The 14,706-nt window shown below is 70.3% G+C and carries 11 protein-coding genes; 5 read left to right on the top strand and 6 right to left on the bottom strand.

What is annotated here, in order from left to right; translation table 11 throughout:
- Nucleotides 1–19 precede the first annotated feature (19 nt).
- Nucleotides 20–901, top strand: coding sequence for a DUF4429 domain-containing protein (locus ADL01_RS07495; protein WP_053741110.1), 882 nt, complete (start codon nt 20–22; stop codon nt 899–901).
- 104 nt (nt 902–1,005) lie between these two features.
- On the opposite strand, the gene ADL01_RS07490 is transcribed toward ADL01_RS07495, so the two are convergent.
- Nucleotides 1,006–1,800, bottom strand: coding sequence for a class II aldolase/adducin family protein (locus ADL01_RS07490; RefSeq protein WP_053741109.1), 795 nt, complete (start codon nt 1,798–1,800; stop codon nt 1,006–1,008).
- A gap of 198 nt (nt 1,801–1,998) precedes the next feature.
- Here ADL01_RS07490 and ADL01_RS07485 point away from each other — a divergent pair, with 198 nt between their 5' ends.
- Complete coding sequence (locus tag ADL01_RS07485; RefSeq protein ID WP_053741108.1) at nt 1,999–2,466, top strand: pyridoxamine 5'-phosphate oxidase family protein; 468 nt, start codon at nt 1,999–2,001, stop codon at nt 2,464–2,466.
- An 18-nt stretch (nt 2,467–2,484) separates the two neighbouring features.
- Here ADL01_RS07485 and guaA read toward each other — a convergent pair whose 3' ends face one another.
- The gene (gene guaA / locus ADL01_RS07480) at nt 2,485–4,056 is read right to left on the bottom strand and encodes a glutamine-hydrolyzing GMP synthase (protein WP_053741107.1); all 1,572 of its coding nucleotides are present in this window, start codon (nt 4,054–4,056) and stop codon (nt 2,485–2,487) included.
- A 415-nt stretch (nt 4,057–4,471) separates the two neighbouring features.
- Between guaA and ADL01_RS07475 the strand changes: the two genes are divergently transcribed.
- Nucleotides 4,472–4,762, top strand: coding sequence for a chorismate mutase (locus ADL01_RS07475; RefSeq protein WP_053741106.1), 291 nt, complete (start codon nt 4,472–4,474; stop codon nt 4,760–4,762).
- Between the two features lie 660 nt (nt 4,763–5,422).
- On the top strand, nt 5,423–6,460 hold the full coding sequence (locus ADL01_RS07470; RefSeq protein ID WP_053741105.1) for an LAETG motif-containing sortase-dependent surface protein: 1,038 nt from the start codon (nt 5,423–5,425) through the stop codon (nt 6,458–6,460).
- A gap of 57 nt (nt 6,461–6,517) precedes the next feature.
- On the opposite strand, the gene ADL01_RS07465 is transcribed toward ADL01_RS07470, so the two are convergent.
- The 4 genes from ADL01_RS07465 to ADL01_RS07450 form a co-directional block, all read right to left on the bottom strand.
- Nucleotides 6,518–8,269 (bottom strand): GMC family oxidoreductase, encoded by a 1,752-nt coding sequence (locus ADL01_RS07465; protein WP_324614583.1) that lies wholly within the window; start codon nt 8,267–8,269, stop codon nt 6,518–6,520.
- Between the two features lie 120 nt (nt 8,270–8,389).
- Nucleotides 8,390–10,021, bottom strand: a complete 1,632-nt coding sequence (locus ADL01_RS07460) for a succinic semialdehyde dehydrogenase (RefSeq protein ID WP_053741104.1) — start codon at nt 10,019–10,021, stop codon at nt 8,390–8,392.
- Between the two features lie 213 nt (nt 10,022–10,234).
- Nucleotides 10,235–12,022, bottom strand: coding sequence for a serine/threonine-protein kinase (locus tag ADL01_RS07455; protein ID WP_078960371.1), 1,788 nt, complete (start codon nt 12,020–12,022; stop codon nt 10,235–10,237).
- Nucleotides 12,019–13,494: a diacylglycerol/lipid kinase family protein gene (locus tag ADL01_RS07450; protein ID WP_053741154.1), complete on the bottom strand. Its 1,476-nt coding sequence runs from the start codon at nt 13,492–13,494 to the stop codon at nt 12,019–12,021. The genes ADL01_RS07455 and ADL01_RS07450 overlap by 4 nt, the downstream gene beginning before the upstream one ends.
- 239 nt (nt 13,495–13,733) lie before the next feature.
- Between ADL01_RS07450 and ADL01_RS07445 the strand changes: the two genes are divergently transcribed.
- Complete coding sequence (locus ADL01_RS07445; protein ID WP_053741103.1) at nt 13,734–14,684, top strand: hypothetical protein; 951 nt, start codon at nt 13,734–13,736, stop codon at nt 14,682–14,684.
- The last annotated feature ends 22 nt before the right edge of the window (nt 14,685–14,706 follow it).

Raw genomic sequence — 14,706 nt, 5'->3', positions numbered from 1 at the left:
CGGCTGCGAGAATTCGCGTATGGCCGAGATCATCCAGCGCGACGGAGCCTGGGCTTTCGACGGCAGCACGGTCAGGATCACGCCGGGGCTCCACCGTTCCGTGCCGCTGTTCCGGCAGACGTACGGCGAGGTCACCGTGCCCCTGGAGGCCGTCTCGGGCATCGTCTACGAACCCGAACGCAAGCGTGGGCGGCTGCGGCTCAGGCTCCGCGAGGGAGCCGACCCGCTGCTCCAGGCGACCGGCGGCCGGCTGCCGGACGCGGCCGACCCGTACCGGCTGACCGTGGACATCGACCGGTCCGGGATCGCCGAGTACCTCGCCGAGGAGATCCGCCACGCCCTACTCCTCGATCCGGTGCCCGAGGAACCGGCCAAGGCGTATCTGCTCCCGGGTCCGCCCGTGCCGGTGTCGGTGCGGTCCAGCGACGGCATGGTGTCCTTCGACGGCACGCAGGTCCGAATCGACTGGGCCGACACGTCGGACCGGGTCAAGCGGGCCACCGGCCCCCGCATCATCTCCACCCACGATCTCGTCCAGGTCGACTGGCTGCCGAACTCCGGCTACGAGGACGGCTTCATGCGCTTCGTGACCCGCGAGTCGGTCTTCTCCAAGCTGCCGCCCGAGAAGGACCCCTACGCCCTCGATCTGTGGGGCAGCGCGCGCCGCGACCTGCTCACGGCCCTCGTCGCGACGGCGGTCACGGCCCGTCTGCCGCACCCCTCCACCCGGGCGGCCGACTCCAGGGAACGCCCCCGGCCCACACCCGCCGTCCCGCCCCCGTCCGAACACCACGACGTACTCCTGCGCAGGCTCCGGGAGTTGGGCGAACTGCACCGCGAGGGCGTGCTCACGGACGAGGAGTTCACGACCACCAAGGCGGCCGTCCTACGGGGTTTCTGACCCGCCAGGCGTTTCGGGACCGCCTGGGGTTTCAGGGCCACCCGGCATTTCACGGTCACCCGGGGTTTCGGGGCCACCCGGGGTTTCCGGTTTCCGGAGGACCGCTAGCTCAGCAGATCCGGTTCGCTCCTGCTGATGTCCTGCCACAGCGGCTGGTAGTTGATCCACGCGACCAGGTCACCGCCGAGCTGCTCCCATGTCGAGACCGCCTGTTTGTGGTCGATCAGGATGGGCCGGCCCGCCGCCCTCGCCGTCAACTGGACCTGGCTCGACCGTTCCATCGACAGGAACCACCAGGCCGCCGCGTCCACCGAGTCGCCCACCGTGAGGAGCCCGTGGTTGCGCAGCACGAGGGCCTTGCGGGAGCCCAGTGCGGACGCGATGCGCCGGCCCTCGTCGGCGTCCACGGCGACGCCCGTGTAGGTGTCGTACAGCGCGTGGTCCTCGTAGAAGGCGCAGCTCTCCTGGGTGATCGGGTCGAGGAGGTCGCCGAGGGCGGAGAGGGCGCGGCCGTGCACCGAGTGGCAGTGCGCCACGGCGACGACGTCCGGACGGGCGGCGTGCACCTGGGCGTGCACGGTGAAGGCGGCCTGGTTGATGTGGTAGCGGCCCTCGATGACCTGCCCGTCCTGGTTGGCCATGACGAGGTCGCTCACGGTGACGTACTTGAAGGGCATCCCGAACGGGTTGACCCAGAAGCAGTTGCCGTACTCCGGGTCGCGCGCCGTGATGTGCCCGGAGACACCGTCCTCGAAGCCGAAGCGCCCGAACAGCCTGATCGCCCCGGCCAGCCGTTCCTTGCGGTGCCTCCGCTCGTCGTCGAGCGACTCGTACATCGGTGGCATCGCGAACTGCAGCTGGTCGGTGGGCAGCGGCAGGGGCGGAGTGGGCCCGTGCATAGATCCTCCAGCACTGGGTTCCTTTACGGAGCGGAAGTTACCGTCGGTCCGCGCAGGAGAACAGGGATGTTTGCGAAGAGATGAAAGAGATATCCGGGCCAGGGAGCCGAAAGGCCGACGCGACATCGGCGAGAAACCGGCGAGAATCCGGCCCATACACGTCAGAGGATGTCGGGTATTCGCGTCAGACTCGTTTCCATGAACTGGGCAGTATTCACCACCGCGGAACCCGACCTAGCCCAAACCGCCGAGAAACGCTTCCGGGCCTTCACCCACCACACCCTCGCCACCCTCCGCAAGGACGGCTCGCCTCGCACGTCCGGAATCGAAGTCCGCTTCCTGCACGGCGAGTTGTGGCTCGGCATGATGCCGGACTCGCTCAAGGCGCGGGATCTGCGCCGCGACCCCCGCTTCGCCCTCCAGGCGAACCCCGGCCCGGGGACGGACATGAGCGGCGGCGATGTGCGGATCAGCGGGCGGGCGTACGAGGTCGAGGATTCCGCCGCCAAGGCCGCGTACGCCGAAGAGGTGGAACCGCCGGAGCCGTTCCACCTCTTCCGTACCGAGCTGACGGAGGTCGTGCGGACGTACGTGGAGGACGAGACGTATCTGGTCGTCCAGGTCTGGCAGCCCGGAGAGCCGGTGCGCACGCTCAGGCGTACCTGAGCCGCACCACCTGCGGGACTACTCCCACTCGATGGTGCCCGGCGGCTTGCTCGTCACGTCGAGGACGACGCGGTTGACGTCGGCGACCTCGTTGGTGATGCGCGTCGAGATCTTCGCCAGGACCTCGTAGGGGAGGCGGGACCAGTCGGCGGTCATCGCGTCCTCGGAGGAGACCGGGCGCAGGACGATCGGGTGGCCGTACGTACGGCCGTCGCCCTGGACGCCGACGCTGCGCACGTCCGCGAGGAGGACCACCGGGCACTGCCAGATGTCGCGGTCGAGGCCGGCTGCGGTGAGTTCCTCGCGGGCGATCGCGTCGGCCTCGCGGAGGAGGTCGAGGCGGTCCTTGGTGACCTCGCCGACGATGCGGATGCCGAGGCCGGGGCCGGGGAACGGCTGGCGCTGGACGATCTCCTCCGGCAGGCCGAGTTCCTGGCCGACCATCCGGACCTCGTCCTTGAAGAGTTTGCGCAGCGGCTCGATCAGCTCGAACTCGAGGTCCTCCGGCAGCCCGCCCACGTTGTGGTGGGACTTGATGTTGGCGGTGCCGGTACCGCCACCGGACTCGACCACATCGGGGTAGAGGGTGCCCTGCACCAGGAACGCGACCTCGGGACCCTCGTCCGCGATGATCTCGGCCTGCGCCTGTTCGAAGACGCGGATGAACTCGCGCCCGATGATCTTCCGCTTCTCCTCGGGGTCGGAGACCCCGGCGAGCGCGTTCAGGAACCGCTCCTCGGCGTCGACGACCTTCAGCGTGACGCCGGTCGAGGCGACGAAGTCCTTCTCGACCTGCTCGGTCTCATCCTTGCGCATCAGGCCGTGGTCGACGTAGACGCAGGTCAGCTGGGAGCCGATGGCCTTCTGTACGAGGGCTGCGGCGACCGCCGAGTCCACGCCGCCGGAGAGGCCGCAGACGGCGCGCTTGTCGCCGACCTGCTCGCGGATCAGCGCCACCTGCTCGTCGATGACGTTGCCGGTGGTCCAGGACGGGGTCAGGCCCGCGCCCCGGTAGAGGAAGTGTTCGAGGACCTGCTGGCCGTGCGTGGAGTGCATGACCTCGGGGTGGTACTGGACCCCGTACAGCTTCTTCTCGTCGTTCTCGAAGGCGGCGACCGGGACGACGTCCGTGGACGCCGTGACCGCGAAGCCCTCGGGGGCGGCGGAGCAGGCGTCGCCGTGCGACATCCACACCGACTGGTCCGCCGGGGTGCCCTCGAAGAGGGTGGAGGACGGCTTGGTCACGGTCAGCTGCGTACGGCCGTACTCGCGGGCTCCGGAGTTGTCGACCGTGCCGCCGAGGGTGGTCGCCATCAGCTGGAAGCCGTAGCACATGCCGAAGACGGGGACGCCGGCCTCGAAGATCGCGCGGTCCAGGCGCGGGGCGCCCTCCGCGTACACCGACGAGGGGCCGCCGGAGAGGATGATCGCCGCGGGGTTCTTGGCGAGCATCTCCTCGACCGGCATGGTGCTCGGCACGATCTCGCTGTAGACCCGGGCCTCGCGGACTCGGCGGGCGATGAGCTGGGCGTACTGCGCACCGAAGTCGACGACCAGGACGGTGTCGGGGGCGGGGGTCGCTGCTGACACGGGGGCCTTCCGGCGGTTGGGCGGCGGTCTGTGCCTCCGATTCTACCGGGGTGGGCGTGGGGCACCTCGCCGTCGCTGGGGGCTGCCCGCCCCCCGGGCCCCCGCTTCGGCCCTGAACGGGCCTTGTCCTCAAACGCCGGACAGGCTGAGGATGCCCGCCGACGCTGAAAAAAGCTGAAGAAAATACCGCCTTGGAAAGGCGTCCCGCCCCGTGCATACTGACCCCCATGCTCACGCACCCGACCTTCCTCTTTACCTATGGCAACCGGCCCACCGGCTGCCATGGTCGTGCTGCTTGAGCAACTGACAAGCGACTTCCCAGGCGCCCCAGGCCGACAAGGCCCGGGGCGTCTGTCGTTTCCGGGTCCTGCCGGTCCGGGGCACCCTTCCCACAAGGAGCCCCGAGATGACCTCTATGACATCCACGACCTCTCTCGATGTGACCGGTGCCCGTACCTCCGAGGCCGCCGACGTGATCACCGGCGCACGGGAACGCATCGACGCGCTCGACGACCGGATCATCGGTCTCGTCCAGGAACGGATGGCCGTGTCCGCCGTGATCCAGGACTCGCGGATCGCCTCCGGCGGGCGGCGCGTGAACCTGTCCCGCGAGATGGACGTCCTCGGGCACTACCGGGACGCGCTGGGCCGGCCCGGCACCTCCCTCGCGATGACCTTGCTGGAGCTGTGCCGGGGTCGTATCTGAGTTCGGGCACCGTCTCACCCGTCCGGCGCGTGACCGCCGTAGGCGTTCTTCGTTGGTACCGGTGTCCGTGCCAGCCAGGGGCGGGCCCGCACAAACCACGCGTGGCTCCAGGGTTGTGACCGGACGGCAGGGGACAGCAGCCCGGTCACCCCAGAGAACGGTCGGCCCCGGGGACGCCCGGGGCCGACCGGCACAGCTCAGTCGACTGCAGCACAAGGCCCAAAAAGTACGAGCCCGGGTCAAAAGGTTGCGTACCGCGTGACCTTCCAGCACGATGCAAGAACAAACCCAAGCCCCTTGGCAGGCAAGTGCGTTGCCTTGCGATCCCCGACTGCCATTGGTTCAGACCATCAATGCGGCGCAACCCCCCGGCGCCGCTTCCCCCAGGCACCGGCGCTGCCCTGACGCCGGTGCTGACGGAAAGGGCCCCGCGGCTCCGCCCCGCGGGGCCCTTTGCCATTGCCATGTCCGGTGCCATGTCCGGCGGCCGAAGACGGCTCGACACCCCCCTCACCCTCGCCACCTCGAAATGTGACCCAGTACACATAAATTTTCTGTGAGTGAAGAGCAACCATTCACAGCCGACACATGTCACACGTTCAGAACCAGGGGCCACGTCCGTGCCCCTCAGCTCGATTGTCCTGAGGTCTTGAGGTCTTGATGAAGCTTCGCCGTGCCATGGCCGCCGCAGCGGCGACTGCCGTCATAGCCCCGCTCGCCCTGCTGTCCGCGCCCGCCGCGTTCGCCGACGAGTCGCCGTCGGCCACGCCGACCGAGACGGCCGTCACCGAGACGCCCTCGCAGACCCCGAGCGACACTGCTTCGGCGACCCCCACGGACCCCGCGCCGTCCGACACCGCTCTGCCGTCCGACGTGCCGTCGTCGGGCAGCGCCTCACCGAGCTCGAGCACGAGCGACTCCGCCTCGCCCTCCCCGTCCCTGTCCGCCTCCGCCTCGGTCTCCGCCGAGCCGAGCGAGCAGCCGTCGGACCCGGACGTCCCGTTCTGCGAGGACCTCGACGAGAACTACGGCGACGCGCAGGTGTCCGCCGACATCAAGGGCCTGCCGGGCAAGATCGTCGCGGGCGACGGCTTCCACGACTTCAAGCTGGTCGTCACCAACGACTCGGCGGCCGACATCAAGCACGTCGCCTTCTACGCCGAGGTCGAGAACTACGAGATCGACGAGGCGAAGTTCCTGAGCCCGTACGTCGACCTGGAGTTCAAGAACCCCGAGACCGGCGCCTGGGACCGGATCGGCAACGACGACTGGGCGGGCGACTACTTCTTCTACGTCGACAAGCTCAAGGCCAAGGCCAGCCAGTCCGTCGATCTGCGCATCAGCGTCTCCAAGGAGGCCCCCGCAGGCGACGCCTACTCCTTCGGCTCCGGCGCATACATCGACAACGTCGACGGCCAGGAATGCATCGCCGAAGGCTGGGCCCAGTACGACTTCCGCGTTCTGAAGGCCGGCGCCCCGAACACGGACCCGGGTACGGCCACGCCGAGCGGCAACGGTCCCAAGGACTCGGTCCACAAGCCCCAGGGTGACGTCACCGCCCTGCCGACCGGCAACCTCGCCGACACCGGCTCCAGCTCCGCCCTGCCGATGATCGGCCTGGTCGGCGGTGTCGCCGTCGTCGCCGGTGCGGGCGCGGTGTTCGCGATGCGTCGCCGGAAGGCGGACACGGAGGCGTAAGCCTCCGGCACGAACCAGAGAGGGACCTGCGCTCGGAGGGGGGCGCGGGTCCTTCTCTCATTTTCTCCTGTCGTCCGTGGGCCTTACCGTCGGGATCCCCAGGAACGGCAGGCGCAGGGCGCCGAACGCCTCCGCCGGGACCGCCGGTGCCTTCGGTTCGACCGGTTTCAGTCGCTCGTACGCGGCGCCCTGGGCCGGACGCGGATCCGCCTCCCCGTTGTTCGGCCAGTACGACATCGCGCGTTCGGCCTGGGCGGTGATCGTGAGGGACGGGTTGACGCCCAGGTTCGCGGAGACGGCGGCGCCGTCGACCACCGAGATGCCCGCGTGGCCGTACAGGCGGTGGTAGGGGTCGATCACGCCCGTCTCCCGTGAGCCGCCGATCGGGCAGCCGCCGAGGAAGTGGGCGGTCAGCGGCATGCCCATGAGCTCGCCCACGTTGCTGCCGGCGAAGCCGTTGATCTCCGCGGCGATCGCCGACGCGCTCTCGGTCGCCGCCCTGATCTGCTTGGGGTTGGGCGCGCCGTGACCCTGACGGGCCGTCAAAAGACCTTTGCCCGCACCCTTCGGCTTCAGATAGGTGGTCAGGGAGTTGTCCAGGGACTGCATCACCAGCCCGATGATGGTGCGTTCCGACCAGCGGCGGTTGGAGATCGAACGGAGGACGAGGAGAGGGTGGCGGGCGGAGTTCGCCAGCCAGCCCAGCGCTCTCGACGAGCCTTCCGCGTAGGGGACTTGGAGGATCGACAGGCCGCCCATCGAGTTCGATCCCTTGCCGTAGCGGACCGGTTCGATGTGGGTGTTCTCGTCGGGGTGGACCGATGAGGTGATGGCGACGCCTCGGGTGAAGTCGACCTTCGTCTGCCCGGTCGCCCTGCGGTAGCGGCGGTTGTCGGTCTGGGCGCCGACGAGCGCCTCCGAGTTGGTACGGGTCAGCTCGCCCAAACGGTCGGACAGGTAAGGGAGTTGGCCGCCCGCCTTCATCCGGTGCAGCAGCGTCTGGGTGCCGTAGGTACCGGCGGCGAGGACGACGCGGCGGGCCGTGAAGGTGCGCCCCCCGCTCTTCTTCCTGTCCGTGGGGAGGGTGGCCAGCGCGTAGCCGCCGCGCGAGTCGTCCGTGACGGACACGACCGTCGTCAGAGGGTGGACGACCGCGCCCGCCTTCTCGGCGAGGTAGAGATAGTTCTCGTTGAGGGTGTTCTTCGCACCGTGCCGGCAGCCCGTCATGCACTCACCGCACTCGGTGCACGCCGTACGGGCGGGCCCCGCGCCCCCGAAGTAGGGGTCGGCGGCCCGCTCCCCCGGCGCCGCCCGCACCGCGCCCTCCGCGTCCTCGCCATCCCCGAAGAAGACGCCCACCGGCGCCATGTGGAAGGTGTCGCCGACGCCCATCCGCTCCGCCGCCGCCTTCAGATGGACGTCGGACGGGGTCATCGTCGGGTTGAGCCGTACGCCGAGCATGCGCCGGGCCTGGTCGTAGTAGGGCCGGAGCTCTTCCTGCCAGTCCGTGATGTCACGCCACTGGGGGTCGTCGAAGAACGGCTTCGGCGGTACGTAGAGGGTGTTGGCGTAGTTCAGCGAACCTCCGCCGACACCCGCGCCCGCCAACACCATCACATTGCCCAGCAGATGGATGCGCTGGATGCCGTACATGCCGAGCCTGGGCGCCCACAGGTAGTTCTTCAGGTCCCAGGAGTTCCGGGGAAGCGTCTCGCGCGTGAAGCGGCGGCCCGCCTCCAGTACGCCGACCCGGTACCCCTTCTCGGTCAGGCGCAGGGCGGTGACGGAGCCGCCGAAGCCGGAGCCCACGACGATGACGTCGTAGTCGTACCCATGGTCGCGGTCGTGCTCATGGTCGCGGTCGTACCCATGGTCGTCGTCGTGGTCGTACGGCACGTGCTCTCCTCGTCGAGAACAGAAAAACGTCGGTTACCGCAGCCTCAGCGCCTTCATCACCTTGAGGCTCCGGCTCATGAACTCCGCGTACTTCTCGTCGTCCATGCCCAGGGCGGGGCCCATCGGCAGCAGGCGCTGCTGGGCGACCGTCTGGGCCTCGGTGTACTTGAGGATGCCCTCGGAGCCGTGGCGGCGGCCGAGGCCGGAGTCCTTCATGCCGCCCATCGGCGACTGGACGCTGCCGTAGGCGGACGCGTAGCCCTCGTTGACGTTGACCGTGCCACAGCGCACGCGGGCGGCGACGGCGCGGCCACGGGCGCCGTTCTTCGTCCAGACCGAGGAATTCAGGCCGTACGGCGTGGAGTTGGCGAGGGCCACCGCCTCGTCGTCGGTCGTGAACCGGTAGATCGAGACGACCGGGCCGAAGGTCTCCTCCGAGCAGACGGCCATCGGGGTCTCGACGCCGTCGAGGATGGTCGGCTCGTAGAAGTACGGGCCGATGTCCGGGCGGGCGGTGCCGCCCGCGATGACCTTCGCGCCCTTCGCGACCGCCTCGTCGACGTGCTGCGTCACCGTCTCCAGCTGGCGTTCGCCGACCAGCGAGCCCATGTCGGCGCCGTACGCAAGGGACTTGCCGAGCCGCATCGCCTTCGTGCGGGCGGCGAAGCGCTCGACGAACGCGTCCGCGATCGACTCGTGGACGTACAACCGCTCGATGGAGATGCAGAGTTGGCCGGCCGAGGAGAAGCAGGCCCGGACGGCGCCCGCCGCCGCCTTCTCGATGTCGGCGTCGTCCAGGACCAACATGGCGTTCTTGCCGCCGAGTTCGAGCGACACGCCGACCAGGCGCGCGGCGGCGCCCTGCGCGACCTCGCGGCCGGTGCGGGTGGAGCCGGTGAAGGAGACGTAGTCGGCGTGCTTGACGACCTCGGGGCCGATGACCGGGCCGTCGCCGAGGACGACCTGGAAGACATCGGCGGGCAGGCCGGCCTCGATGAGCAGGTCCCGGGCCCACAGTGCCGTCAGGCAGGTCTCCGTGTCCGGCTTCATCACGACCGCGTTGCCCGCGACGAACGCCGGGATCGCGTCGCCGATCGACAGCTCCAGCGGGTAGTTCCAAGGGGAGATCTGCCCGACCACCCCGCGCGCGTGGCGCAGTTCGGTGACCCTGGTGAGCGTGGGCATCGCGCCGGCGTGCCGCTTCGGCTTCAGGTACCGGGGGGCCATGCGGCCGTAGTGGCGGGCGGCCACGGCGACGGCCTGGACCTCCTCGTGGGCGTGCAGGCGGGCCTTGCCGGTCTCCAACTGGATGAGGTCGAGGACTTCGGCCTGTCGTGCCAGCACCAGGTCGTGGAAGCGGAGCAGCACGGCGGCGCGCTGCCGTACCGGGGTCTGCTCCCAGACGGCCTGGGCGGCGCGGGCCCGCTCGTACGCCTTCTCCACGTCCTCGGGGGTGGACTCGGGCAGGTCGGCCAGCTTCTCGCCGGTGAACGGGGTGTGGTTGGCGGTGCGACCGGAGCCGACGACACCCTTGGTGAGCTGGGCGACCAGCTCGGGGGTGACCACGTCGGCGGCGGTGCGGGCGCCTATGGGCGCGGGGGCCAGGGGGTTCGTACCGGTGGGGGTGTCGGTGCCGGGCTTTACCGGGGCCTGCGAGTCCGTCATGAGCCGCAGGGTATGACGGACTCGGAGACTTTGGGTACCCAGGGGTAACCCGGATTCACCGGCTACGCACAACGGTGCCGTCCCCCGGCGACATGCCGCCAGTGAGTACTGGCAACGAATCCGCTGATCAGGGCGTTGGGCGTCGCGCGCGCCCCCGGGTACGACGGGATGAATCACTTTTCCCCGGCCGGGAGCCGACCGGGGAGACGCGGGTCACTTCCTGTCGATTTCGAGCCGGTCACGCGCCCCCTGGAAGACGTCCGCCCCCCGCTTCTCGTTCGGCGTCCCCTTGGGCATGTCGACGCGCAGCTCGTAGAGCCTGCCGTCGTCGGTCAGGATCTCCACCTGCATGACCCGGATGACCCTGCGCTCGGTCTCGTAGGTGGTGTCGGCCTGAACTGCCTGGTATCCGCCAACGGTTGTGTCGGTGTACCGGGTGGTCGACTGGCCGTATCCCGACCAGATGTCGGCGGCCTCCTTCGCCTGGCTCAGGGGCGAGCCGGGCGCCTTGTCCCACAGGGTGAGGCGGACATCGATGACCCCGTCGTTGTCGTAGAGCGCCATCCGGGGCTGGTCGTCGGCGTCACCCTGCTCGTGGAAACGAACGTACTGGCGGGGCAGGGCGAGGACCGCCCTCAGGTCCTTCTCCTCGTGGGCCAGCCAGTTGTCCGGGGTGGTGCGGCGCGGCTCACGCACTGCGACGGGGGACCCCTCGCCGCCGGTCTCGACGTCGAACAGCACGCCCCCGCCCACGAGCGCGACGACGCCGGCCAGCACCACGAGGGCCACCCGCAGGGGGTGTCGGCGACGCGGCGGCCTGGGGGCGGGCAGCGAGGCGGCGCGGGTCTCGGGAGAGAGCTCGGCGCCGGGGGCCACGGGTACCAGTGGTCCGGGTACGGACGGTACGGGTACGAGTGTGCCGGGTTGGGCTGTCTTGGGCCCGGAAGCGGAAACGGACCCGGAAGCGGCCCCGGCCTCGGACGGCGACCCGGGCTCGGATGCCGGGCCGTCGGCCCTCAGCCGTACCGTCCCCGAGTCGTCCGCGAACTCCAGGATTCCTGACGGCTCCTGAGTCTTCGTCGACTCCTCGCGCTCCGGCGCCTTCGGCAACGGCCAGCCCTTCGCGACCGCTTCCAGGGCTGCGGCGACCTCGTCCGCGTCGGGGCGTTCGGCGGGTTCCTTCATCAACAGGCGCACGAGCAACGGGCCGAGTGGGCCCGCCTGTTGGGGCTGGACCGGGTCGGCGGAGAGAATCGCGGCGAGCGTGGACTCCACGGTCGTACGGCGGAAGGGGGACCAGCCCTCGACGGCCGCGTACAGGAGTACGCCGAGCGACCACAGGTCGGAGGAGGGGCCGGCGCCCCGGCCCGACATGCGCTCGGGCGCGATGAACTCGAGGGAGCCGACGAACTCCCCGCTCATCGTGAGGGATTCCTCGCCCATGATGTGGGCGATACCGAAATCGGTGAGGACGACCCGGCCGTGCGCTCCGAGCAGCACGTTGGCGGGTTTGACGTCCCGGTGGACGATCCCGACGGAGTGCGCGGCGCGCAGCGCGCCGACCACGGCGAGGCCGATGCGCGCGGACTCGGCGGGCTTGAGGGGACCGCGCTGGAGCATCTCGTGCAGGGACTCTCCGCGCACCAACTCCATGACGATCCAAGGGAGTCCGTCCTCGACGACGACATCGTGGACGGAGACGGCGGAGGGGTGGTCGACGCGCGCGGCGGCCCGCGCCTCCCGGTGCAGCCGGTGGGCGATCCGCTGATGGGCGGCGTCCTGCGGGTCCCCCGGCAGCCTCGGCTGCTTGACGGCGACCTCACGCTCGACGAGTTCGTCCTGGGCCCGCCACACGGTGCCCATGCCGCCGGAGCCGATGCGCTCGGTCAGCCGGTACCGGCCCCCGACCAGCCGCCCTTCGTCACCCTTGTTCCCTCGTCTGTTCCCTCGTCCGCCGCTCTCCCCGCTCCTGTCCGCGCCGCCTTCCCCCTCGTTGCTCATGCCCCATCCCTACCCTGCGGGTCCGACGCCTGTCGACGCCGGTTCAGCGCTTCCGTCGTACGGCTGGGCAGCGCCGTACGGCCCACCATCGCCGCCAGCTTGCGCAGCCGCCGCCAGTCCATGGGGGGCGTCGGGGCGGGCACCCCGGGCCGGTGGCGGGGGACGCGGACGCGCAGGGCGCCCGGTTCGACGCGGCAGCGGACGGGGGTGCGCAGGACGAGGGCCTCACCGTCGAGACCGACCTCGATCTCGGGCAGGTCGGCGTCGACGACGACCTCGCGGGCGGTGGCCAGGGTCAGGCCGGTGGCGTACCGGCCGAGGAGCAGTTCGGCGGCCTGGGCGGCGTCCTCGACCTTGATGGCGAGCACCCCGAGGACACCGGCGTCCAGGCGCTCACGGCGGCCGAGGCCGACGAAGTCGTCCATGCGGTAGCGGTTGTTGCTGACCAGCACGGCCTGCGGCGCCTGGATGACCGTCTCCCCGGACCGTTTGCGCTCCTGCGGGTAGGCGTGGGCGGTCAGCGTCGCGCCGCGCTCGAAGGTGAGCAGCTCGGGCAGCAGCTCCAGGGTGGTGCCGACCTTGTCGTCGCGGTAGGCGGGGCTCTGCACGATCGAGGCGTACGCGCCGAAGGAGGCGTTGTTGACGAAGGGGCGGCTGTCCGCCGTAGCGCCGCCGTCCGTTTCGCCGGCGCCGCTGTCGAGGAAGCCCAGGTCCACCTTCACCTCGACCCCGCCCGTGTCCGTGAGGGCGTCGAGGCAGGTCGCCGGGTCGTCCCGGTCGAGACCGAGGTCCATGGCGAAGTGGTTGCGGGTACCGGCGGACACGACCAGGAAGGGCAGGCCGTGTTCGGCGGCGACGCCCGCGACGAGGGCCTGGGTGCCGTCGCCGCCGGCCACGCCGAGCAGATCCGCGCCCGCCGCGACCGCTTCCCGGGCCAGGGCGACGACGTCCTCGGGTTCGGGTTTGCCGGGGTCGATGAGATGGACGCGGGCGCCGAGCCGCTCCGCCTTCTCGCGCAGCCCGAAACGCTCGACCTTCCCGCCGCCCGAGTGCGGGTTCATGAGGAGGAAGGGCCGGACGGGCGCGGGCGTCTCGTACTCGCGGACCGGCGCGACATGGGACCTGGTGCTGCTCAGCGCGAATTTCCCGGCCCACACGGCGGCGCCCCACAGGGCGAGGGAGGCGATCGCCGGGCCCAGCTGCTTGACGGCGGCGAAGACCGCGACGACGCCGACGGGGCTGGCGACGGCGAGCAGTGCCCCCAACCACCGCACGAAGCCGCGCCGGGCGAGGGCCCACCACAGGCCGGCGGCGGTGAGCACGGCCCCGCCCACGCTGACCGCCGCGAGCAGCAGACTGCCCAGGCCGGCGGACCCGATCGGCACCAGCACGGCCAGCCCGGCGGCTCCGAGCGCACCGCGCGCCGCCCAGCGCTGCCGGGCGTGCGCACGCCCGAACAGCTCGATACCCAAGCCGCTCCCCATGTCCATGTCGACGTTTTAGCAGAGTTCGTCATCAGCCCGTGCACGGACGGGACAAAGCGGGCATTCAAACGGTGATCCGACTCACTCCCCTGAGCTGGATGATCACTGCGTACTCACCTTGAAGGCACCATTGGGCCACGGTATCTTCACGATCCAGTCGGCACGCATACCCGATAACGGCGCGTACATTCGCTTTTCACCCTTCGCACTGTTTGGAGAACGTGACGATGACCGTGCCCGAAACGGATTCCCCAAAGGAGCGGGAATCGGCGGAGTCAGCGCAGTCGGCTGAGCCAGAGATACGCCACCACGTCTCGCGGGCCGAACTGCGCGGCACCCGGGTGCGGTTGGCCGGGTACGCGTATCTGCACCCGGCGCGGACAGCCGACGCCACCACCGAACTCGTCCTGCGCGAGCGGGAGTCGGGAACGGAGTACCGACTACCCGTCACACCCGTCACACCCGCCGCGTCCCCGTCCGTCGGCGCCGAGAAGGCCGGGTTCGAGGCGGACATCGACATCGACACCGTCGCCGACGGAGCGCCCCTCGACGACGGGCTGTGGGACATCTCCCTCGCCCTCGGCGCCCAGGGGCTCACCCGCGAGGTGCGCATAGGCAGCAGCCGGGCCGCCCGGCTCCCCGGCCGTCCCGACGTACGGATCACGGAGACCGTACGCGGCAGGCGTGCCGTCGCCCTCTACACGACGGTTCCGTACGGCAACTACACGATCGACCTCGGCGAGCGGAAGCACCCGGTGCTGAAGCGGATCGCGTTCGGGGACATCCGCTGGCACGCGAGCCGGCCCACCGAGCTGCTGATCACCGGCCGCTGCACACTCGGCGCGTATCCGCGCGGGGCGCTGACCGTGCACCTGAGCAACGCGGCGGAGCCAGGTGCCACGGTGGTCCTCACCGCTGTACGGCCGCCGCACGGCGAGCAGTTCACCGTGCGGGTGCCTTTCGCCGAGCTGGGACCGGGCGTGTGGAGCGGTGAACTACGGCTCGGGGAGCGAGTGTTGCCCCTGCCGCAGCCGTCGAAGGGGCTGGGCACGGTCACGTGGTGGCGGCGGAGCGGACTCTGGCACGCGAAGCCGGTCGCCCGTCCCGGCGGCGGGTTCGCCCTGCGGGTGGGCAGGACCGGGAAGGCGGGGCTCCTCAGAGCGGCATTCCGCCTCTGACCTGGCCGCCTCCCTCGCCTTC

The sequence above is a fragment of the Streptomyces sp. NRRL WC-3618 genome (assembly GCF_001280005.1).
Lineage (GTDB): Bacteria > Actinomycetota > Actinomycetes > Streptomycetales > Streptomycetaceae > Streptomyces.
Note: the sequence above shows the minus strand (reverse complement) of the source record. Positions and strands in the feature narration are given on the sequence as shown.

Excerpts from the sequence above, each read along its gene's own strand:
- ADL01_RS07495 (WP_053741110.1), top strand. The coding sequence starts at position 20 with ATGGCCGAGATCATCCAGCGCGACGGAGCCTGGGCTTTCGACGGCAGC.
- ADL01_RS07490 (WP_053741109.1), bottom strand. The coding sequence starts at position 1,800 with ATGCACGGGCCCACTCCGCCCCTGCCGCTGCCCACCGACCAGCTGCAG.
- ADL01_RS07485 (WP_053741108.1), top strand. The coding sequence starts at position 1,999 with ATGAACTGGGCAGTATTCACCACCGCGGAACCCGACCTAGCCCAAACC.
- ADL01_RS07475 (WP_053741106.1), top strand. The coding sequence starts at position 4,472 with ATGACATCCACGACCTCTCTCGATGTGACCGGTGCCCGTACCTCCGAG.
- ADL01_RS07470 (WP_053741105.1), top strand. The coding sequence starts at position 5,423 with ATGAAGCTTCGCCGTGCCATGGCCGCCGCAGCGGCGACTGCCGTCATA.
- ADL01_RS07460 (WP_053741104.1), bottom strand. The coding sequence starts at position 10,021 with ATGACGGACTCGCAGGCCCCGGTAAAGCCCGGCACCGACACCCCCACC.
- ADL01_RS07455 (WP_078960371.1), bottom strand. The coding sequence starts at position 12,022 with ATGAGCAACGAGGGGGAAGGCGGCGCGGACAGGAGCGGGGAGAGCGGC.
- ADL01_RS07445 (WP_053741103.1), top strand. The coding sequence starts at position 13,734 with ATGACCGTGCCCGAAACGGATTCCCCAAAGGAGCGGGAATCGGCGGAG.